Origin of the sequence: Vibrio chagasii, assembly GCF_002954585.1 — a bacterium.
Lineage (GTDB): Bacteria > Pseudomonadota > Gammaproteobacteria > Enterobacterales > Vibrionaceae > Vibrio > Vibrio chagasii_A.
Map to the genome: position 1 here is coordinate 1,309,271 of NZ_MSCI01000001.1, position 21,788 is coordinate 1,331,058.

14 protein-coding genes are annotated in these 21,788 nt (G+C 46.8%); 3 read left to right on the forward strand and 11 right to left on the reverse strand.

The window, feature by feature from the left end:
• Positions 1–12 precede the first annotated feature (12 nt).
• The 6 genes from BTO10_RS06110 to BTO10_RS06140 form a co-directional block, all read right to left on the reverse strand.
• A complete protein-coding gene (locus tag BTO10_RS06110) occupies positions 13–1,260 on the reverse strand; it encodes an ABC transporter substrate-binding protein (protein WP_105023946.1) in 1,248 nt (415 codons plus the stop codon).
• A 19-nt stretch (positions 1,261–1,279) separates the two neighbouring features.
• Positions 1,280–2,287, reverse strand: a complete 1,008-nt coding sequence (locus tag BTO10_RS06115) for a LacI family DNA-binding transcriptional regulator (RefSeq protein ID WP_105023947.1) — start codon at positions 2,285–2,287, stop codon at positions 1,280–1,282.
• Positions 2,288–2,733: 446 nt separating this feature from the next.
• Positions 2,734–4,752 carry a methyl-accepting chemotaxis protein gene (locus tag BTO10_RS06120; RefSeq protein ID WP_105023948.1) on the reverse strand — a complete coding sequence of 673 codons (2,019 nt, stop codon included), beginning with the start codon at positions 4,750–4,752 and terminating at the stop codon, positions 2,734–2,736.
• Between the two features lie 200 nt (positions 4,753–4,952).
• The gene (locus BTO10_RS06125) at positions 4,953–6,293 is read right to left on the reverse strand and encodes a carbohydrate porin (protein ID WP_105023949.1); all 1,341 of its coding nucleotides are present in this window, start codon (positions 6,291–6,293) and stop codon (positions 4,953–4,955) included.
• A 374-nt stretch (positions 6,294–6,667) separates the two neighbouring features.
• On the reverse strand, positions 6,668–8,728 hold the full coding sequence (locus tag BTO10_RS06135) for a prolyl oligopeptidase family serine peptidase (RefSeq protein ID WP_105023950.1): 2,061 nt from the start codon (positions 8,726–8,728) through the stop codon (positions 6,668–6,670).
• An 11-nt stretch (positions 8,729–8,739) separates the two neighbouring features.
• Entirely contained in the window at positions 8,740–9,657 is a 918-nt protein-coding gene (locus BTO10_RS06140) for a LysR family transcriptional regulator (protein WP_105023951.1), read from the reverse strand.
• Between the two features lie 234 nt (positions 9,658–9,891).
• Here BTO10_RS06140 and BTO10_RS06145 point away from each other — a divergent pair, with 234 nt between their 5' ends.
• The 3 genes from BTO10_RS06145 (at position 9,892) to BTO10_RS06155 (ending at position 15,943) form a co-directional block, all read left to right on the forward strand.
• Positions 9,892–11,586, forward strand: a complete 1,695-nt coding sequence (locus BTO10_RS06145; RefSeq protein ID WP_004737058.1) for an L-lactate permease — start codon at positions 9,892–9,894, stop codon at positions 11,584–11,586.
• Positions 11,587–11,788: 202 nt separating this feature from the next.
• On the forward strand, positions 11,789–12,928 hold the full coding sequence (gene lldD / locus BTO10_RS06150; RefSeq protein WP_004737057.1) for an FMN-dependent L-lactate dehydrogenase LldD: 1,140 nt from the start codon (positions 11,789–11,791) through the stop codon (positions 12,926–12,928).
• Positions 12,929–13,087: 159 nt separating this feature from the next.
• Positions 13,088–15,943, forward strand: coding sequence for an FAD-binding and (Fe-S)-binding domain-containing protein (locus tag BTO10_RS06155; protein WP_105023952.1), 2,856 nt, complete (start codon positions 13,088–13,090; stop codon positions 15,941–15,943).
• A 489-nt stretch (positions 15,944–16,432) separates the two neighbouring features.
• On the opposite strand, the gene BTO10_RS06165 is transcribed toward BTO10_RS06155, so the two are convergent.
• From BTO10_RS06165 to BTO10_RS06185, 5 genes are all read right to left on the reverse strand, one after another.
• Positions 16,433–16,678 (reverse strand): hypothetical protein, encoded by a 246-nt coding sequence (locus BTO10_RS06165; RefSeq protein ID WP_105023953.1) that lies wholly within the window; start codon positions 16,676–16,678, stop codon positions 16,433–16,435.
• A 113-nt stretch (positions 16,679–16,791) separates the two neighbouring features.
• Positions 16,792–18,528, reverse strand: a complete 1,737-nt coding sequence (locus BTO10_RS06170; protein WP_105023954.1) for an ABC transporter permease subunit — start codon at positions 18,526–18,528, stop codon at positions 16,792–16,794.
• Between the two features lie 4 nt (positions 18,529–18,532).
• A complete protein-coding gene (locus tag BTO10_RS06175; RefSeq protein ID WP_105023955.1) occupies positions 18,533–20,044 on the reverse strand; it encodes an ABC transporter substrate-binding protein in 1,512 nt (503 codons plus the stop codon).
• A gap of 47 nt (positions 20,045–20,091) precedes the next feature.
• Entirely contained in the window at positions 20,092–20,943 is an 852-nt protein-coding gene (locus BTO10_RS06180; protein ID WP_105023956.1) for an ABC transporter ATP-binding protein, read from the reverse strand.
• A complete protein-coding gene (locus BTO10_RS06185) occupies positions 20,940–21,698 on the reverse strand; it encodes an ATP-binding cassette domain-containing protein (RefSeq protein ID WP_105023957.1) in 759 nt (252 codons plus the stop codon). Before BTO10_RS06185 ends, BTO10_RS06180 begins: the two co-directional genes overlap by 4 nt.
• Positions 21,699–21,788: the final 90 nt, after the last annotated feature.

A 21,788-nucleotide genomic window follows, 5' to 3' on the forward strand; every position in this document is an offset into this window, starting at 1 on the left:
AGTAATAACAAATTAAAGATTACGCGTACGACGCTTAATTAGGCGCTCTGCCTCTTTCAATGCAGTCTCGATGTCCTTACCTTCATCAAGCACTTCCATCAATGCGTTCTCTAAAATTATAGAGCGTGCTACGTGGTCGCCTTGAGCTGGAGATACTGGCTTGATGTTCTGTGCCACTTCTGCAAATAGAAGACGTGCTTTCTGACCACCTAGGAACTCCATCTCTTCTTGGAATAACTCATCGTCATACGTCGTTACGTTCGCAGGGAAAGCCGCAATCGTTTCGAAGTGCTTAAGTTGAACTTCACGGTCCGTCGTCATGTACTCGATAAGCGCCCATGCTTCATCTGGGTTTTCAGATTGCGTTGGGATAGATAGAAACGAACCACCCCAGCTGCCGTAGATACCATCAGGAAGGTTTTCTACTGCCCACTTACCTTTGGTTTCAGGTGCAATCCAGTTGTTTAGGTGACCAAGTAGCCAAGCGCCAGAAAGTTGAGTTGCAAATGTGCCGTTGCGGAAGCCTTCGTACCATTCGTTAGACCAAGCCAGAATGCGGCCATCTAAGCCTTTGTCGCGAATCTCTTTTGCCACTTCAAAAGCGTGAACAAAACGCTCAGATGTCACCACTGGATTGCCATCTTTATCGAAGTAAAGACCTTCGCCTTCAGGAACTGTAGTAAAGATGATTGCTTGTGCTACGTCGGCGGCTGAAGCGATAAGCTGTACGTTTTGCTCTTTTAGTTTCTCACCAGCTGCGATGTATGAATCCCAATCTTTGATTGCGTCTTCTACATTGATGCCCGCTTTTTCAAATACGTCGGTGCGGTAGTACATAACACCAGGACCAAGGTCGACAGGAATACCGTACATGTCGCCGTCAGCGCCTTTACCTTGCGCCCATGCATATGGTGCGAATCGCTCTTGGTACTTATCAGCACCGTAGTTTTCAGACAGGTTTACTAGGCCACCAGAACTTACGAATGGACCAATTTTCTCAACGTCCACAACAATCACGTCACCTGCACCAGAGCCTGTTGCCAGGTTAGTGGTTAGTTTCGTGTGGTGGTCACCGTGATTGTTCATAAGGTAATCCACTTTGATCCCTGTTTCCTTTTCGAAATCAGGCAGTAATACCTTCAGGCTGCTATCGAAATCAGGGAAGCCATCGAAACGAATCTCTTTGTCAGCAGCATTAACAGCTGTTGCACCTAGTCCTAAAGCAACCGCGCATGAAAGCGCTAAGGTCTTAAATTTCATCTTCTATCCTTAATATTTTTTATAGGGCAATGAGTAAATCCGATACCGAGTTTCTAGTGACCAACGTCGGCAACAATTTAAAATTCACGTCATGTTTAATTTTCTTTAGCTTTTGCAGAGTGAGCTGAACCGCTTCAATGCTCATCTCTTCAATGGGGAAATTAATGGTGGTCAAACTAGGGGTCAGATAACGCGCGAAGATGGTGTTATCGAAGCCCACAAGAGATATGTCTTTCGGAACCGACAATCCCTCGTTGTGTAAGACTTCGAAAGCGCCAAATGCCATGTGATCGTTTGAAGCAAATACAGCTGTGAAGTGGCACTTACGGTTGATCAACTTCTTCATAGCACTGATGCCGGTCTCTTCAGTAAATCCCGCCTCAGCGACCAAGGCCTCATCATATGGCACACCCGCTTCTTCCAAAGCCTTGCGATACCCCTGCAAACGCCCCCTAGCGTCTGCTTTATCTAAAGGCCCGGTGATACACGCGATATCTGTATGTCCCTTTTGCAAAAGATATTGAGTGGCGAGCAGCCCCCCGACTTCGTTATCAATATCAATGCAACTCATCGCCATTTCTGGGATAACGCGGTTAATTAAAACCACAGGGGTCCCCTGTTCTTCCAATTCAATTAAATAGTCATCACTGAGCAGTTGAGTATGAAGAATCAAAGCATCAACACGACGCCCCAACAAAAACTCCACAGACTCGCGCTGCCCTTGTTCGGTGTTCGAGCCCGCCGCAACAACAGCGTGGTAACCAAAGCGGCGTAGGTTTTCTTCTATACTGTGCAAGATGCCCGAATAGAAAGAGCCACCAAGCTCTGGAACAACAACGCCAACACTACCGGTACGACTTGAAGCCAAGGCTTGAGCGATAGAATTCGGGCGATAACCTAACTCCTTGATCGCTTTTTCAACCTTTAATTTCTTGTCATGACTCACTCTACTAGTGCCGTTGATCACTCTAGACACTGTCGCTTGAGACACACCTGCATGTTCTGATACGTGTTTAATTGTCGCCACTCGAACCTCGATACTTCATTAGCTTGTAACCGCTTACAAAACGATTATTAAGAAATTACGTTTTAGTTGAAGTGAGTGTCATCACACTAAGCTTGGAGGTAAAAAGGCTGGATTTGGAAATCTTGAAAGCGCTTACAGATTCACTTCACGCCATGAAACTGTTTCATGAGATTATTACTCACCCAATCAAAACGATGCCTGGTTACTTGCTGCCAGGGTGAAAGTAAGAACGCTTAAACTCCGGTTCTCAAAAGCACTATTCAGAGGTGAACCCGCAGCAGACGGTAATATACGGGGCTAAATTGACCCTAATATTTCAGTGGCTATGCGAAATTGTATGGGAACATTTCATAGGTACTTCGAATTCGCTTTGCAGAACCCGAAACTTGAAACAACAACGCCCAGCAAAGGCTGGGCGTGAAACAGTAGAGAGCTTAGAGTCGCCTCTAAACCTTGTTTTCTGATTGCTCAGCGAGCTTAAACTCTTGAGTTAGTGAGAATTGCTGCTGCGACATGGTTTCAAGCTGTTGACCATGAGAGAACAGAACTTGAGATCGTTGAGAATTATCCTCTGCCAAGGTGTGTATCTGGCTGATGTTTTGTGTGACTTGAGATGCGACCACTTGGTGTTCCGTGGTCGCAGTCGCGATTTGATGGCTTCTTTGTTCAACCTCAGTGAGCAGTTCTGACACGCTTGATATTGAGTGATTCACTTCGCCCGTTTGTTCAAAACATTGAACCATGCCCACCACACATTGATTGATTTGTTCCACCGCCAGTTTGGAACTGGTTTGTAACTGTTCAATCTTGTTGTGTATCTCTTGCGTCGAGGCATTGGTTTTGGCCGCTAGCACGCGAACTTCATCGGCCACCACAGAGAAACCACGCCCTTGTTCTCCCGCTCGCGCTGCTTCAATGGCTGCATTTAATGCCAACAAGTTAGTTTGCTCTGATATCCCAGATATCACATCAAGAATCGAACCAATGCTGGCACTATCACTTTCAAGCTGGCCGATGGTCGCTGTTGATTCTGCTAATTTGCGTTCCAAGCTACTCATCAACTCGACGCTTTTGTCCATCGTCTCTTGGCCATGATTGGAACTCGACACCGCTTCAGTCACCAGGGTTAACGTTTGATTAGCCGCTTGAGTTATTTCGGTCACCGAACACTCGATTTGCTCCATGGCCGTTGCTACCATCACGGTCTGATTGGTTTGGTCTTGCATCGCCTCACTCAATGAACGGCTAGTGCTTTGGTTCTCCAAAGACGCTTCTTTTAAGCGCGTTGACGATTGGCGCATGTTCTCAATCATTTCAGTCAGATGACTGATAACCAAATTCACTTTATCGCTAACTAAACCAAACTCATTATTCGCTTGATATCGCACCATTTTGCTCAAATCCTTGTTCGCAACTTGGTCCAATGCGCCTTGCAGAAGCTTGCTTGGTTTACGAATCCCTTTGGCGATATTCAACCCAATCAAAAGAGCAATAACTACAGAAGTAAGAGCAATCACGCCTTGTATCCAAAGGGCTCTCTCTGAAGAATCCATCGATTCGTGATACAAGCGTGTTGCGGTATCTTCTGCGTATAGAGAAAGCTCATCAAAGTGACTTAACTGTTGATCGATTAGCTGTTCAATTTCCTGCTTTTGAAGGGAGATAGACTCATCAAGTTTCACGGTTTCTTTATGGGTAGCGACTGAACCACTGGATGAAAATGCGTGTGAAGCGAGCAGTGATAAAGACTGTTGACTGCGACGTAGTAAAGATGAGTCCAGATTATCTAAGTCGGTTACCGCTTGTTCGAATCGCTCTTTGCGACTTTGTAGGCGTCGCTCTACCCCGCGAACTTCTGATGACGTTTGTAATGAGAATGCCTCATTAGTCTCTGCCGCAATCAGGCTTAGTTGCACCAACAGAGCTTCGACCGCCTTCTGTATTTGATCTGATTTCGCACTCGCCAGTTGATTGACCAAGGTGTTATTAAGCTGTCCCACCACAGACTGAAATTGCGCTTGCCCCATCGCACCAAGATCTTTGCTATCCAGATAAGCAACGTAAAGTTCTAGTACTCCTTCTATCTTTTCGATCGTCGATCTACCCGTTTCATCAATGTTGCTAAGCAAGATTTCCATTTGTGAGCCAGCGACACCTTTACCTTCAAACCAACTCAACTGCTGCTGATATTGCTCTATGTTATTCAATATGGTCAGTTTCAGTGGTTCGAGTTCATCCATGTAATTGGCGGATAAGTACGGCGTGATGCTGCGATTAATGTCCAGAAATCGGATGGTTAACGTGGAGGATTGAAGCATTAATGGCGTAGCTTGCTGGGTGATGCTTTCGATTCGAGTGGTGATGTCTTTATTGCTACTGATGCTTAACCATGCAGAACCCAGCATGATCACAATCAGTACGAAGAAACCTAAATAAACTCGAGACACGATGGAAGAAAGTCTCATAGTAAATCCCTGATCTAGTGGCGAAAAAAAGGGCACAAAAATGTGCCCAAGAATGGAGCTAATTGAAACGTGCCCTAATCAATCTGCCTTTAGGGCTAAAATGGACAGTATTTACGTACTATTGAAACGTATGGATATTCGAAAGCATGGCTCTTTGAAAATATGCCGGATTCAAAGAGCCGCTGTTTCTATATCAGTGATTACCACCAAGCTTCAAACATTGCACCGAACGACAATGTGTCAACATTCGTTGTCTTCACTGTGTTGCCTTTAGTTTCTACATCACCCACCGTTGTGTAGAAACGAAGCATTGGACGGCTCCAAGGTAAGCCACCTAGAGAAACGTTTTGAGAAAGCGTTACTTTCCATGCGTTCTCTTCACCGTCGTCATCGTAATCAACCATGCCGTAGCCCGCTTCTAACCATGTAGAGTGAACATCATTCCATTGGTACTGTGGACGAACGATACCAGCGTATTCCGTGTTCTCGCGGTCTAGATCAGAACCAGAGTTGTCTTTGTACGACACCAAGTAATCAATGATGAATTGCTCAGACGCTGCGTAGCTACCTTCCAAACTTGCGTAGAAGGTTTGGTAATCACCTTTCAGTTCAAATACAGATGAGTCTGCACCGTCACCATACTTCATAACTAACTTGTTAGACTCGCCTAGACCTAAAGTTGCACCAACTAAGTATGCTGTTTCATCACTAACTTTTTGACCCGGTGTTACCACTGGTTCCATTTTGTCTGTAAGAGGGTTATATACATACTCAGTCGTAGTAGAAGTATCAGCTTCATCAGAAGCAAAACCGTAGTTTGCGTAAAGATCTAGGTTACCGATACCAGCGTTGATGCTATGCAGTTTTGCAGTCACAGCGTATCGACCGTTGTCATTAACGAGGCCGCCTTTCACTTGGCCTACAAAGCCCATATCTAGCTTCGCGCCACCGAAATCTAGGTTATTAAAACCAGCACCTTGACCATCGTGTGTCATCCAGAAGTAATCGTTCAAACCTTGTTGCGGACGTTGATGGAAGTCACGACCAGCCCACATGTAAAGCTCAGGCTGGCTTTCAAATACATTGGTTACACCGGCGTACATTTTTTTCATGCTCAGGCCACCGTCATCAGCCCATGCGTCTGCTTCCCAGTGATCAGCCATGAATACGATGTCCCAGATAGCGCCGTTGTCAGCTTGGAAAAGCTTAGCTAACTGAACTTCACCACCATTGGCTTCGTTACCTAAACGACCAACTGAGCGACCTGTTGTACCGATGTCTACATAACGCTCATCACCACTTTTGTAGTGAGCGCCGTAACGAGCATAACCAGAGAAGACGATGCCGTCTGGTACATTGGTTTCTGCCGTTAGAACCGCCTGTTGTTGATCATCAACATACTTGATGTCACCAACTTGAGATTCTAACTCTAAGATTCGTTGTTCTAGAGCGGCAAGATCCGTTTCTGCAGCAAAAGAAGAGAGTGAAGCAAGCGAAGCCGCCACTGCGACCGTTATTGGCAAAAGCTTAAATCTTTGCATTGTAATTCCCTATTATTTTTTTTGAGTTTTCATCGAACAGGGAAATATTAAGCAATGAAAGCGTTGAAAAGTTGGTCGCTGTTCACACTGATAAATTAGGTCAGGAGCCATGAAACTTTTAGAAAATTCATGAGCAAAACTATTTCTTACAGATCAGTTATTTAGAGTTTAAATTGTGTGAAATATCAGCTTGAAATCGCTTTCATTTCATCAATAATGGCGGGGTCTATCACGGAAAACAGTGTGTAAAAATAAAGGAAACATGGTGCATTTTTGATAGATTTTCATATATATGAAAAGCCTCAAAACCTAAGGTCGATTTTGAGGCTTTTTGGTTATGGTCAAATATCTATTTTAATTAATTCAAAACATCTCTACGGCGTATCAAAAGACTCAACACCCATGTTGAACAGAGTAAATGCATAGATATCTGCAGTAAGATCGATAGCTTTACTCAATGGCATTCCAGCACCGTGCCCCGCATTAACATCAATACGAATCATCACAGGCGCACCACCGTCGTGCTTGTCTTGTAGCTCAGCAATGAACTTATAAGAATGTGCTGGCACCACGCGGTCGTCATGGTCAGCCGTCGTGACCAATGTTGCTGGATAGTCGACGCCACGTAGCACATTGTGAACTGGGGAATAACCAAGCAGGTATTCAAACATCTCTTTGTTTTGTTCAGATGTACCATAGTCGTATGCCCAGCCTTCGCCAGACGTGAATGTGTGGTAACGCAGCATGTCTAGCACCCCAACCGCAGGCAAAGCCACTTGGAATAGCTCCGGCCTTTGAGTCATACAGGCACCAACAAGCAAGCCGCCATTAGAGCCACCGCGAATCGCTAGCTTGTCGCTACTGGTGTAGTTCTCTTTGATTAAGAATTCTGCTGCAGCGATAAAGTCATCAAACACATTCTGTTTCTGCTGCTGAGTACCGGCTTTGTGCCACGCCTTGCCATACTCACCGCCGCCTCTCAGGTTGGGAACTGCGTACACACCACCCAACTCCAACCAACTGCCCACCGTCCCCGAGAAAGAAGGGGTTAGGCTGACATTGAAGCCGCCATAGGCGTATAACATGGTTGGGTTATTACCATCTAGCTGTAATCCCTTCTTGTAAGAGATAAGCATCGGAACCTGAGTTCCGTCTTTTGAGGTATAGAAGACCTGCTTAGATTCGAACTTGTCCGGCTCAAACGGAGACTCAGAGTGCTGATAGATTTCCGAGTTGCCAGATTCAACATCAAACGAGAAGATAGTGGGCGGCGTAACATAATTGGTAAAGGTGTAATAAAGCTGAGTTTGCTCTTTTTTACCACCCAAACCGCTGGCCGTTCCTAATCCTGGCATGTGGAGCTCTCGAACTAAGTTACCTTGGTAATCAAGCTGATCAATTTTGGATACCACGTCTACCATGTAGTGCGCGAACAAGTACCCTCCACCGGTACTGATGTCTAATGGCTGTGGCTTTTCTGAGATGATATCTCGCCACTGCTCAGTACGTGTGTCAAAGCTCACGGCCTTGCCGTTCGGAGCATCAAGATTGGTGTAAAGAATGAAGGTCTCATCTTGATTATCGATGAGATACGTATCGCTATCCACATGATCAATCAGTGTGCTCAACGATTGGTCTTGTGAATTTAAGTCGATATAGAACAGTCGGTTACCAGACGTAGACTCTTTCCCAAGAATAATTAAGTAGCGATCGTCTTCGGTAGTGTAGCCGGACACATAGCGGTGTTGCTCATCGTTGCTTTCGCCAAAAATCACCTTGTCATTGGCTTGCTCTATACCTAATTCATGGAAGTACAATTTGTGTTGCTCAGTGCGAGCAGAGAGTTCACTACCATCGGGCTTATCGTAGCTTGAGTAGTAAAATCCACGATTGCCTAACCAAGAGATGCCCGTAAATTTAGCGTCAGTGATTTCTGTTTCGAGCTGCTGCTTAGTTTCGGTATCAATCACAAAGATCTTGCGCCAGTCACTGCCGCCCTCAGAAATACTGTACGCCACTAAGCTATAGTCTTTCGAAAACGACACTGAGCCGAGAGATGTGGTGCCATCTTCCGAGAAGGTGTTCGGGTCTAGGAATACTTCAACCGACTGCCCCTCTTTCTGACGATAGAGAATACTGTGGTTCTGCAAGCCATCATTCTTATAGAAGTAGGTGTAATCGCCTCGGACAAACGGCTGAGAGCTCTTTTTGTAGTCTTGCGCTTTTGCTAAGCGCTCTCGCAGTTCTGCACGATAGGGGATTTGAGCAAGGTAATCAAACGTGACTGCATTTTGGCTCGCTACCCACTGCGCGGTTTCATCACTTCTGTCGTCTTCTAACCAGCGATAAGGGTCTTCGACTATCTGACCAAAGTAGTCATCGCTGACAATCTGTTTGTTGGTGATTGGATATTGATACTCTTTTAAATAGCTCATCGTGATCCTTATTAAAAATAGTGAGAAATCGTCAGGTAACGCGTTCTTATGTGTTCAATCAGTAACTTAATCTTGTTGGGCGGCTGACGAGTAAAAGGGTAAACCGCATAAATGCCCAACTTCTTGCCCACCAAGTCAGGGAAGATATCCACCAGCTGACCATTGCGAATATCGTGATAAACCAGACAACGCGGCACGTACGCCACACCATGCCCACCTAAGGCGGCTTTTCTTAGCGCGGTCGCGTTGTCCGTCGAGAAAGAGCCCGAAACGCGCACAATGTATTTATCGTTGTCGGTAAAACCGTCTTTGCTATGCAGAAACTGCCACTCACTCGCGCCTGTGGTTTGATAAGCGTATTGCAAGCAGTTGTGCTCAACTAAGTCTTTGGGCTGCATCGGTTTACCGTTTTTGGCGATATAAGAGGGCGAAGCACACACCACCCATTGCGAATCCAATATATGTCGTGCAATTAAGCTGGAGTCTTCTAGGTAACCGGTACGAATCACCAAGTCCAAACCATCTTCTACTAAGTCAACAAAGCGATTGTCCAGTGACATATCGACCGTTAAACCTGGATGCATATTACAAAACTCGGCAACGGCGTCTGCCAGAATCAAATCTCCAGAGATAGTAGGCACTGACATTTTGATATGACCGCTGACATTTTCACCAAAGCCTGAAACTGCGTCCATAGCCTCTTGAGTCGCCTGCTTCACATTTTTGGCTCCGTGCAAAATTGCCTTGCCCGCCTCAGTCAGGGTCAATTTACGCGTCGTTCGATATAATAATTGCACGCCAATTTCTTCCTCTAGGCGTGCAATTCTTTTACTAACTACTGAATTTGTAAGGTTATTTTGCTCTGCCACCTTACTAAAACTGCCCAGTTCTACTACCTGTGAAAACAGGATCAAATCGTCTGCTCGCATTTTATTATGCCAATTTTGGAATTAATTATTTTCATTATTTCCCTATATCAATAAAAAATAAAGGGGTAAATTCACGCCAAATTAACAAAACAATTACAAAAACAGTCATTCCAATTACAAGAGTCGCCCAAATAAGGTGCCCGTTTAGAGGCCAAAGCGACTCAAATGACGACAAACCATAACGTGATCTTTACTTCAAACATGAACGTTTGAAAACAGTACGAGGAAGTACCCATGAGTGAAACTCTACTAGCTTTATTGGCCTTTTCGCCAATAGTTGTTGCAGCGATTCTACTGGTTGGCCTGAACTGGCCAGCGAAAAAAGCGATGCCAGTGGCATTTGCACTAACCGTTGCTATTGCCCTACTTGCTTGGGATATGTCTGGCACTCGCGTGCTAGCTTCTGTGTTCCAAGGCTTCGGCATTACCGTGTCGGTTCTCTGGATTGTGTTCGGCGCCATCTTCTTATTAAACACTTTGAAACACACCGGAGCTATCACCACTATTCGTAACGGCTTTACGGATATATCCGCTGACCGTCGCGTTCAGGCAATCATCATTGCTTGGTGTTTTGGTTCATTCATTGAGGGCGCATCTGGCTTCGGTACGCCTGCAGCTATTGCAGCTCCGCTACTGGTTGCTATCGGTTTCCCAGCACTTGCTGCGGTACTGATGGGCATGATGATCCAATCTACGCCAGTATCATTCGGCGCGGTTGGCACTCCAATTATCGTTGGTGTGAACAAAGGTTTAGATACACACAACATCGGTGAAAGCCTGATTGCTCACGGTTCTACTTGGGACGCTTACCTACAACAAATCACGTCAAGTGTTGCACTGATTCACGCCTCTGTGGGTGTGATGATGCCTGTGCTGATGGCGATGATGCTGACTCGTTTCTTCGGTAAAAACAAAAGCTGGACGGAAGGTTTAGACATCTTACCGTTTGCGCTATTCGCTGGTGCAGCTTTCACGATTCCTTACGCACTGACGGGTGTCTTCCTAGGTGCTGAGTTCCCTTCACTGATTGGTGGTCTGGTTGGTTTAGCAATTGTCGTTACAGCAGCAAAACGTGGCTTCCTAGTACCGAAATCAAAATGGGACTTTGAGAGCGAAGACAAATGGCCAGCTGAATGGCTAGGTTCTCTAAAAATTGACCTTGATGACAACAATCAAGGCCATAAGAAGATGAGCATGGCGATGGCATGGGCACCATACGTGCTGCTGGCTGTGACTTTGGTTGCGAGCCGCGTGAGCCCTGAGTTTAAAGGTCTCTTGAAGAGCGTTAGCCTTTCGTTCAGCAACATCCTTGGTGAAACCGGTGTGAGCACTGCGATTCAACCTCTTTACCTACCGGGCGGTATCTTAGTATTCGTGGCATTGGTTGCAGTTCTGATTCAAGGCCGCAGCGCAGCGCCACTAGCAAAAGCGTTCGGTGAATCAAGCAAAACACTGATTGGTGCTGGTTTTGTACTGGTGTTCACCATCCCTATGGTTCGTATCTTTATCAACTCTGGCGTGAACGCAGCTGACCTCGCGAGCATGCCTGTAACAACAGCAAACTTCGCCGCTGACCTTGTAGGCTCTGCTTTCCCTGCGTTGAGTGCGACAGTGGGTGCTCTAGGTGCCTTCATTGCAGGTTCGAACACAGTATCAAACATGATGTTCAGCCAGTTCCAATTCGAAGTGGCACAGACCCTGACTATCTCAAGTGCAGTCGTCGTTGCCCTGCAAGCCGTTGGTGCAGCAGCCGGTAACATGATTGCGATTCACAACGTGGTAGCCGCTTCGGCAACGGTAGGCCTACTAGGACGTGAAGGTGCAACACTACGTAAAACCGTTATCCCTACGTTCTACTACTTGGTGATGACAGGAATCATTGGCCTAGTGGTTATCTACGGCTTCAATATGACAGACGCACTTATGTAGACCATAAGTCGTTACAAAAGCACTTAGCGTTAATACTCAATTCCCCGACAGCGACACCGTCTAATAAGACAGTTGATGAGTTCCGGGATGGACACTAGAACACATCAACACCCACGGGTATTAACGCCATTTTCCCGAATTAAAGCAGCCCAAACCAAGCTCTCAAAGAAGAGCAACATCCCAAGAATTTAGGACTGAAATTATGATCATATCCGCATCGACTGATTACCGCGCCGCAGCAAAATCGAAATTACCTCCGTTTCTTTTCCACTACATTGATGGTGGTTCTTACGGAGAGCACACCCTACACCGCAACACGGCTGACCTTGCTGAGATTGCGCTAAAGCAGCGCGTACTCAACGACATGTCGGATCTAAACTTAGAAACCGAGCTGTTCGGCGAGAAGCTTGCAATGCCAATCGCACTGGCGCCTGTTGGTTTAACGGGTATGTACGCACGACGCGGTGAAGTACAAGCCGCAAAAGCCGCAGACAACAAAGGCATTCCGTTTACTATGTCGACCGTGTCGGTGTGCCCGATTGAAGAAGTAGCGCCTAAGATTGATCGCCCAATGTGGTTCCAGCTCTACGTACTCAAAGATCGCGGTTTCATGAAAAACGTGCTTGAGCGTGCAAAAGCGGCAGGCGTAACAACATTGGTCTTCACCGTTGATATGCCCGTACCCGGTGCACGCTACCGTGACATGCATTCCGGAATGAGTGGACCCAATGCAGCAGTACGCCGCGTATTCCAATCTATGCGTCATCCTAGTTGGGCAGTTGATGTCGGCTTACTGGGTAAGCCACACGACCTAGGCAACATCTCTACTTATCGTGGTTCTCCTACCAAACTGGAAGACTACATCGGTTGGTTGGGCGACAACTTCGACCCGTCGATTTCATGGAAAGACCTAGAGTGGATTCGTGATTTCTGGGACGGCCCAATGGTCATCAAAGGCATTCTTGATGAAGAAGATGCAAAAGACGCCGTGAGATTTGGCGCAGACGGTATCGTCGTTTCAAACCACGGTGGTCGTCAGCTTGACGGTGTTCTATCGAGTGCTAAAGCGCTGCCTTCGATTGCTGATGCAGTTAAAGGCGATACCAAGATTCTGGTCGACTCTGGCATTCGTACTGGCTTAGATGTGGTTCGTATGATGGCACTTGGTGCAGACTGCACCTTGCTTGGCCGCTCTTTCGTATACGCATTAGCAGCGCAGGGACAAGCTGGGGTTGAGAACCTACTCGACCTTTACGACAAAGAGATGCGCGTTGCGATGACATTAACTGGCGCAAAGACAATCAAAGACTTAACTCGTGAATCTTTGGTGGGCTTAGATTAAGCCCGTTGATTAACTGTAATGCTTTGGCCTACTTAGACTGAAGTTCAATCGGTGTCACAGCAATTCCACTGCCGTTGTGACACCGTTTAAGCACTGGAAAATAAAATAAAAAAACAAAAAAACAAACCAGTGCCAAATAAGAAGCACAAGGAAGCAAAGATGGAGACAAACACATCCCATGAGCGAGTAATCGACGCCAAGGCTTATCAGCAGCTTGAGGCGATACTGGCCCAAAAAATAGAAACGGAACGCATTGTCACGCAAGAGGCAAAGCGATTGGCTTACGGCACCGACGCGAGTTTTTATCGCTTGGTGCCGAAAATGGTTCTAAAGCTTAAAAACCTAGACGAAGTAATATTCACCATCCAAAGCTGTCGTGAACTAGGCATTCATTTTACCTTTCGCGCTGCAGGCACCAGCCTTTCAGGGCAAGCGGTTTCAGATTCCGTACTTATCACTCTGACCGACGATTGGCGTGGCCATGAGATCGTCGATAATGGCAATCAAATCATTCTTCAGCCCGGTGTGATTGGCGCCGATGCCAACAAATACCTTGCCCCATTTCAACGTAAAATTGGCCCAGATCCAGCTTCCATCAACACCTGTAAGATTGGTGGTATCGCCGCAAACAACGCCAGCGGCATGTGCTGCGGTACCGCGCAGAACTCCTATCACACGGTCGAAAGCATGAAAGTCGTGTTGAGCGATGGCACCCTACTCGATACAGCAGACAGTGCTAGCGTTGAATCATTCAAGCAGTCACACAAAAACCTGTTTGATGGTATTGCTGAATTGCATCGTCAAACCAGCTCAAATCAAGAACTGGCCGACAGAATCCGTCACAAATACCGTCTTAAAAACACCACAGGCTATGCGCTCAATGCATTGATTGATTATCACGATCCAATCGAAATTATTAAACACCTGATGATTGGTTCTGAAGGCACCCTCGGCTTCATCGCCGAGATCACTTACAACACAGTGATTGAGCACCCAAATAAAGCCTCTGCACTGCTTGTGTTTGCGGACATCGAGCAAGCTAGTAAAGCAGTCACTACATTATCCAAAACTCCGGTTGCAGCCGTTGAGTTAATGGACGGTAGAGCACTGCGTTCTGTCGCGGATAAACCGGGTATGCCTGCGTTCATGCCAAACTTGGATTTAGAAGCAGCGGCTATCTTGGTGGAATCACACGCCAGCTCCCAGCAGGACTTAGATTTACAATGTAAATCAATTTTAGATGCATTGGCTGATTACACGATTATTGAATCTGTTCCTTTCACGTCCGATCCGAAGATTGTCGCTACCCTGTGGGGCATCCGAAAAGGCATGTTCCCAGCCGTTGGTGCAGTGCGTGAAGTCGGTACGACCGTCATCATTGAAGATGTTGCTTTCCCAGTTGAAAACCTAGCGAATGGTATTCGAGAGCTGCAAGAGCTGTTCGATAAATACGACTACAGCGAAGCAATCATTTTCGGTCACGCCCTAGAAGGCAACCTACACTTTGTGTTTACCCAAGGCTTTGATAGCCAAGAAGAGATCGACCGGTACGGTGGTTTCATGGATGACGTTGCCGAGCTTGTCGCCGTGAAATATCAAGGCTCTCTGAAAGCGGAACACGGCACTGGCCGCAACATGGCACCTTACGTAGAGTTGGAATGGGGCAAAGATGGCTATGCCCTGATGCAACAGATCAAAGCGCTGTTCGATCCAGAAAGGCTGCTCAATCCTGGCGTCATCATCAACGACAATCCAAACTCCCACATCACAGACTTAAAGCCAATGCCTGCAGCCGATGATCTTGTCGACCGCTGTATTGAGTGTGGATTCTGTGAGCCTGTTTGTCCGTCTCGCACACTGACCTTGTCACCACGACAGCGTATTGTGTTGTACCGTGAACTGCAACGCCGCCGAGCTGCAGGTGAAGAGATAGAAGCCAGCGAACTAGAAAAGACCTTTGAATACCAAGGCATTGATACCTGCGCGGCAACAGGCCTGTGTGCAGAGCGTTGTCCAGTAGGCATTAATACGGGTGACTTGGTGAAGAAGCTTCGTGTTGCCAAGTATGAGAAGTTCACACCAATTGCTAAGTGGACAGCCGATCATTTCTCGACCACCACGAAGCTGACCAAAGCCGGCCTCAAAACCAATCAAGTAGCGAGTAAAGTTCTGGGCGCAAACACAGTCGGCAAGCTTACCAATGGCCTGCGCTCAGTGACCAAAGGCGCGACACCGGTTTGGATGCCAGAGATGCCACAGTCCAACAGTCACTCGCTCACAGCTTCACCAATGACAGGCGCAACATCGAATAACACTAAAAAAGTGGTTTACCTCCCGTCGTGTGCTAGCCGAACCATGGGGCAACAGAGCGATGCGGGCGACCAACGTCCTCTTACTGAAGTAACCATGTCTCTGCTCAACAAAGCTGGTTTTGAAGTCATCCTGCCTAAGAAATTAGACGACCAGTGTTGTGGTATGCCTTACGACAGTAAAGGGATGAACGATCTAGCTCAATCGAAAGCACAACAGCTCGAAGAAGTGTTGTGGCAAGCGAGTCGCCAGGGTGAATACCCAGTATTGATGGACACCAGCCCATGTGCCAAACGCAGTATTGAGCAGTTCACTAAGCCATTAGAAGTGCTAGAACCGACAGGGTTTGTGAATCAATACTTGCTAGAGCACCTGACGCTTGAGCCACTTAAAGAGACCGTGATGCTTCATGTCACTTGTAGCTCTCGCCGAATGGGCTTAGAAGGGGCGATGTTAAACCTTGCTAAAGCCTGTACCGAAGAAGTGATTGTCCCAGAGCATATTCAATGTTGTGGCTGGGCGGGTGACAAAGGCTTCACTACGCCAGAGTTGAATGAAGCGGCAGTCCACCCACTTAAAGAGCAAGTACCGAGCAACTGTACTCGTGGTTTCAGTAACAGCCGAACCTGTGAGATCGGTTTATCACACCACAGTGGCATTCCATATCAGTCAATCTTGTATTTAGTGGATGAAGTAGCACAATAGCTAGACTTTAAAAGCGAGACACACTCTAGATTAAAAGGTTGCCTGATCAGCAACCTTTTGTAGCTCTAGTCAAAGCTCCCTCATGATGATTTGACAATATATGTCGTTTTCTGGGCAAAGGCTCAAAGAATTGTTCATTTCGTTGTTGAGTTCTTGAGCATAACTGGTAGCGACCAAAATGAGTTGTATTAGTGCGGCCAAAATGGTTACCTTCTTCATGACTATTTTTCCCCAATGTATACTGAAACAGGGAGCCTTCAAGTTTAATTATATTAAAGCTGGCTCACTCCGAAAAACCATACTATTCAGAACTTTAAACATGAATGCCTATTTCTTAAAAAAGACGATGGAAGACTCAAAGCCGCATGAGCTTTCTCTGAATAATGACTACCAGACCGAATCAAGCTAAGTTTAGCGATAAGCAATATTAAGGGTTTTCAATATGTTACAATGCACTTTGTTTAAACGAGACCATACCCATCGCTATGGTTACGCACTAATCAGTTTCGCTAACTCTTGCGCAGAATAGTCCTCGGCCTCTTGACCTCTGCTGATCAAATCAATCACTTGGAGTTCACTCATATCACCAAACTCTTTGGCCAAGTAATCACGAAACGCTTTTTCGTTCGGCCATTTTCCTCGCACGATATAGCCCTCTTCTTTGTCGAAATCTTCCGTCTCAAAAAAAGAAAAATCAGTCATACCAATGTTATGGCAATACAAAGCAAGATACATGTTGAATCCTTTACACTTAACTAGGGTCTATTGAACTTTCGAGCAGTTCTAAAAGCAAGCCTAAGGTTACAACATAAAGAGCCAACCGAAAACTCAAGCCCCTTCCTGATTCGTTAGTCATCAAACATCATGTTGATAGCCGCACCCAGCAGGATAAGCCCAATAATTGGCCCCATTACGGCCAGTGGTGCACGTTCAATATATGGTAAGTTCTCTGCAATCATTAAACCCCATTCCGGAGTTGGTGGTTTTGCCCCAAGTCCGATGAAGCTAAGCGAGGTCAGGCTTAGAGTGATGACTGGCAACCTCAACAACGCGTGTCTTAACAACGGTGGTAAAACATAAGGAAGCAAGTAGAAGCGGAAGACTCTCAGCTTGCTAGTACCCCACAATGGCGCGAGGTGAGTATAAGGCTGAGCCTTGGCTTCTACGATTAAACTTGAACAGTGCGCCGCTAATGGCGCCCAAGATACCAGTACAATCGCGATTAATGCGCTATTCGGGTTCATACCTGTTAAGCCCGCAACCAACAGGCCTGCAATGATGTAAGGAATACCCTTAGTGATCTCGATAAGGCCTTGGCTAAAGCGCGTATTGAAGCCCATGATAATGCCGGTCACCAAGCTCAAGAAGGTTGCCAAGATACCCGCTTGGAAGGTCGCGACCATACCAGAGCCGATTCTCGCTAACAGGTCTCGCCCAATGCCATCTGCACCCAAAGGCGCTTGCCAGCTCGGTGCTGCCAAACGTGCAAATGGGCTGGTGTATGGGTCTCGGAAGAAAGCCCAAATCACAATAGCAATTAGGAATGAGAAGATCGCAAAAGCAGTGACACGCTTAGTGCGGCTCTCAGTAAAGCGAAACGACGAGTGGCTGCTGATGAGCTTACCGCTTTTCAGACTATGACCCAGAATCAACTGCTGAACAAACAGGCTGATGCTGCTTACTGCAATCGAAAACAGTAACAATACTAATAAGCCACCTTGCAGCATTGGTAGATCTTGCGCTTTAGCAGCACCAAGAATCATGCGCCCGATCCCCGGAATCGAAAAGATCAGCTCAACCGCGACCGCGCCGCCAGTTAAACCAATCACGATCATCGCGATTTGTGGGATCAGACTGCTCAGCGCCCTTTTCAGCGCAAAGCGAATAATTTGATTGGAGTGAACGTTGGCACTGAGCCAAGTTATCACCCAAGGTTCGTTAAGAACTCGTTGTAAACTGTCTCTGAGTAGGCGACTAAATAGGCCGCTAGCGGGCAGTGCGAGCGCTAGACTCGGTAACCAAAGATCTTGCCAGCCTTGCCAACCATAAGGTGGTAGCCAACCTAACCAGATTGAGAACACCAGTATTAATACCGAAGCCACCACGTACTCTGGCAACGATATTAATACGGTGCTTAAACTGCTGTAACTCTGCCCTAATTTGCCCTTCTTCCAACTGCTCAAGGTAGCAAGTAGGCCTGCACCACATAGTACGAAAGTCATCACTAGTGCGCTAGACATCAAAAACAGAGATGTAGCCGCTGTTTTTTGCAGGCCTAATGCAACTGAAGAACCATCTATCCATGATGTACCTAGGTCACCAGAAAAGGCACTGCCAACCCAGTCGATTAAGCGCTCACTTGCCGAACGGTCCAGCTGTAAGTCAGCTCTGACTGCGGCTAAAGCTTCAGGCGTAAGCAGGTGTTGTTGCCCCGCCCTCGCTCGCAGGATGGATTGACTTGGGTCGATGCCGGCAATGTCAGGCATCAAGCCAACAAGAATCACCACCACGATCAGTGAAGCGATTCTTGATAGCCAAGGCGTCAAAATAAATAAAGTTCGACGCAGAGTTTCAGCAGATAACATCTATTTAGTTAACCTGTGTTGCCGAGTTAACTTGAGTCGTTTGATCAACCAAGCGACGCTCACTTGGGTCACGAACTACATTGCTTACACGTTCGCTTTCACCTTGAATCACACGCTCATGAAGCAGCGGAATAGCTGCGAAGTCATTAAGTATTTTTTGCTCAGCCTCAATGATCGCTTGCTGACGCAGTGCACCTAGTGGTTGCAGGTCTGCGTGAGTCAATGCTTTGTCTACTTCTTGAGAGCAAAACTGACCAAGGTTGAATGAACCCTTACAGCCAAAGTCACTCATCATGTAAGCCACTGGGTCACCAGAATCCAGAACGGTTGCACGAGAAAGGATGAACGCATCAAACTTACCAGACAATGCATCGTTTTCAATCTGAGCGTATTCACGGATATCCAGCTCAACTTTAAAACCAGCCGCTTCAAGTTGCTGCTTAAGTAGTGCCGCTACTTCTGGAAGCTCAGCACGGTCAGTAAAGGTACCGATAACAATGCTCTCACCGTTAGCTTTTAGCGTTTTGTCTACCGCCTGACCTTCAGGTCGAATCGGCGCGGCCCAAGCAAGAGCGGGACCTAGAAGACCTTGTGCGATGTCCGCGTGATTTTCGTACACAGTCTTCACGATTTGCTCACGGTCTACAGCCGCTGCTGCAACTTTACGTAGGTTGATATCGCTAAATACACCCGACTTGTTGTTCAGGTAAAGCGTGTTAGTACGAGGCATTGCCACTTCATAAAGCAGGTTAGAGTCAATGGTCGCGATTTGTGAAACTGGCACCGCTTCAACGACGTCTGCAGTACCGGTTCTTAGAGCAGCAGCACGTGCAAAGCCATTTGGAACATACTCTGCAATCACAGATTCAATTCTCGCCTTTTCGCCCCAGTAGCCATCAAATCGCTGTAGCTTGGCACTTGTTGTTCCGTTAATTTCAGTCAACTCAAACGGCCCCGTACCTGCGCCAGTTGGGATTACACGACCATCTTCTTGGTAAGCGCTTGCTGCAAGAATCGCGAGCTGAGGGCTTGATAGACGGCTTGGTAAAAGAGGGTCATCAAAGCTGGTTTTGATCTCAACGCGGTAGTTGTCCAACGCTTTCACTTCCAGATCTACACCATCAAGAATGCGAGGCTTAGGTGCCGCTTCAAGTGCCTTCTGAAGCGAGTTCACAACAGACTCTGCGCTTAATGTAGAGCCATCATGAAATTTAACGTCCTGACGAATCGTGAATTGCCACGTCAGGGGATCTACCTGTTTCCAGTCCGTAGCCAGCATTGGCTCAGCTTCTGAAGTTGGGCTCAGGTTAACTAGCGTTTCAGCCGTGCTCCAACGCGATAACTTAAACGCATCATCAGAAAGTGGCGATAGGCCCGTTCTTGGTGGCTGCATCATCGCAACACGGATTTCAGATTTGACCGCAGCTTCGCTCGACTCTGGTTGAGAGTCAAAACAGCCTGTCAAAGGCAGCGCTAGCGCAAGTGCGCAAGCCAATTTGATTGAATTAAAACGCATAGTTGTTTGTCTCTATAGCTGTATTTTATTAATTAGTAAGGTTGTGTTTAACAAGTAGATTTCGACAGAGGCTGAGATTCGATCAGCATCTGAGTCGCTGGATGATCAGGTTCACTCATCACTTGAGGTGTCGGTCCATGCTCAACCATTTGGCCATGGTCGAGGACCAGAATTTCTTCGCAAAGCGCCTGTGCTGCGCCTAGGTCGTGTGTTACCAAAATAAGGCGCATATCGCGCTTCTTTTTCAATGAATTCAATAAGTCGAGTAGCCTCTGGCGATTCACCGGATCTAAGCTACTGGTTGGCTCATCGGCAACTAATACTGCGGGTCTAACGACAAGCGCACGAGCAATAGCCACACGTTGAGCTTGGCCCGTAGAGAGGTGATTTGGCTTGAGCGATAACAAAGACGCAGGTAAGCCAACGTCCGATAGCGTCTCTTCAATGATGCTTTCATGATTGCCAGAAACATCTAGGTTGCTCAGCGGTTCAGCTAAGATCTGTCGAACGGTGTAGTAAGGGTTGAGGCTAGTGTGTGGCTCTTGTGGCACCAATTGGATAAGGCGACATACCGTCGCTTGCACTTTGCTATTTCGAATCGGCAATGAATGCCCAAACAGGCTGATACCACCAACGGTCGGCGATTTCAGCCCAAACAGCAGTTCAATCAGCGTAGATTTACCCGCACCAGAACGCCCAACAATAGCTAGGCTTTTGTCTTCAACATTAAGGTCGACATTTTGTAGCGCTTTGAACACCTGACCACCTAACCAACGAGGAATGGAGTAATAGTGCACTCCGACGTTCTCGAACTTAATCTCAATCGGTGTTTGTGTTTCTGAATCAATCACAGGCATTGATGGCGAGACTTCTGAATTTAGTGAATAGGTCGAGCTCATTCGATGAGGTCTCTCAATGAACAACAGAACGCATGAGAACTCGATTCAAGCGCATTTTTTGGTGATCCATAAGCCACCACACCGCCATCATCTATCACCAATAACTTGTCACACGCTAACGCGCTGTGTAGATCATGAGTAATAAGCAAGCCGCCAATCTGGCGCTGCTTTACATTGTCTCGAATCAGCTTGAGTATCTCTTGCTCTGTCACCGGATCTAACGCACTGGTGGGTTCATCGGCAATGATGATATCGGCGTTACTCAACAAGCCAATCGCAATACACACTCGTTGACGTTGTCCTCCAGAGATTTGACTTGGGTATAACGGCAAAATAGTTTCTGGGTTTGGGAAGCCCAACTGAGTCAACAGTTCGGTGATCTTGGTTTTGTCTTTTGACTTAGGCTTAGTACGAGTTCCCGTTAGTGCCAACGTAAGCTGACCTTCAATAGAAACAAGCGGATTGAGCGCTTGGAGGGCATCTTGGAAGATCACCGCTGGTCTCTGTGCTGCAGTTCTTTGCAACATCGGCAAATCACACACACTCTCACCAGCAAAAGTAATATCACCAGCCGCCCCAACAGTCTCGGGCATGAACCCCGCAATCGCACGTGAAAGCATCGACTTGCCGATTCCTGAAGGTCCCATGATCGCTAACAATTCACCTCGATATACATCGAAGCAGATATCTTGGAAAAGGGTTCTCGAAGAAGTTTTGATTGTTAACTGGTCAACAGACAAAAGTGGGGCGTTCACGCAAATACTCATAGATAAGATGTTATAACATAACAACCTTATCATTTAGCTGAGGGGATGGAAAGAGAACATTGAACTGTATCGCAGTTT

Coding starts and splice junctions, on each gene's coding strand:
- lldD (WP_004737057.1), top strand. CDS start 11,789: ATGATCATATCCGCATCGACTGATTACCGCGCCGCAGCAAAATCGAAA.
- BTO10_RS06175 (WP_105023955.1), bottom strand. CDS start 20,044: ATGCGTTTTAATTCAATCAAATTGGCTTGCGCACTTGCGCTAGCGCTG.
- BTO10_RS06180 (WP_105023956.1), bottom strand. CDS start 20,943: ATGAGCTCGACCTATTCACTAAATTCAGAAGTCTCGCCATCAATGCCT.
- BTO10_RS06135 (WP_105023950.1), bottom strand. CDS start 8,728: ATGAGCTATTTAAAAGAGTATCAATATCCAATCACCAACAAACAGATT.
- BTO10_RS06170 (WP_105023954.1), bottom strand. CDS start 18,528: ATGTTATCTGCTGAAACTCTGCGTCGAACTTTATTTATTTTGACGCCT.
- BTO10_RS06110 (WP_105023946.1), bottom strand. CDS start 1,260: ATGAAATTTAAGACCTTAGCGCTTTCATGCGCGGTTGCTTTAGGACTA.
- BTO10_RS06165 (WP_105023953.1), bottom strand. CDS start 16,678: ATGTATCTTGCTTTGTATTGCCATAACATTGGTATGACTGATTTTTCT.
- BTO10_RS06125 (WP_105023949.1), bottom strand. CDS start 6,293: ATGCAAAGATTTAAGCTTTTGCCAATAACGGTCGCAGTGGCGGCTTCG.
- BTO10_RS06120 (WP_105023948.1), bottom strand. CDS start 4,752: ATGAGACTTTCTTCCATCGTGTCTCGAGTTTATTTAGGTTTCTTCGTA.
- BTO10_RS06145 (WP_004737058.1), top strand. CDS start 9,892: ATGAGTGAAACTCTACTAGCTTTATTGGCCTTTTCGCCAATAGTTGTT.
- BTO10_RS06140 (WP_105023951.1), bottom strand. CDS start 9,657: ATGCGAGCAGACGATTTGATCCTGTTTTCACAGGTAGTAGAACTGGGC.
- BTO10_RS06155 (WP_105023952.1), top strand. CDS start 13,088: ATGGAGACAAACACATCCCATGAGCGAGTAATCGACGCCAAGGCTTAT.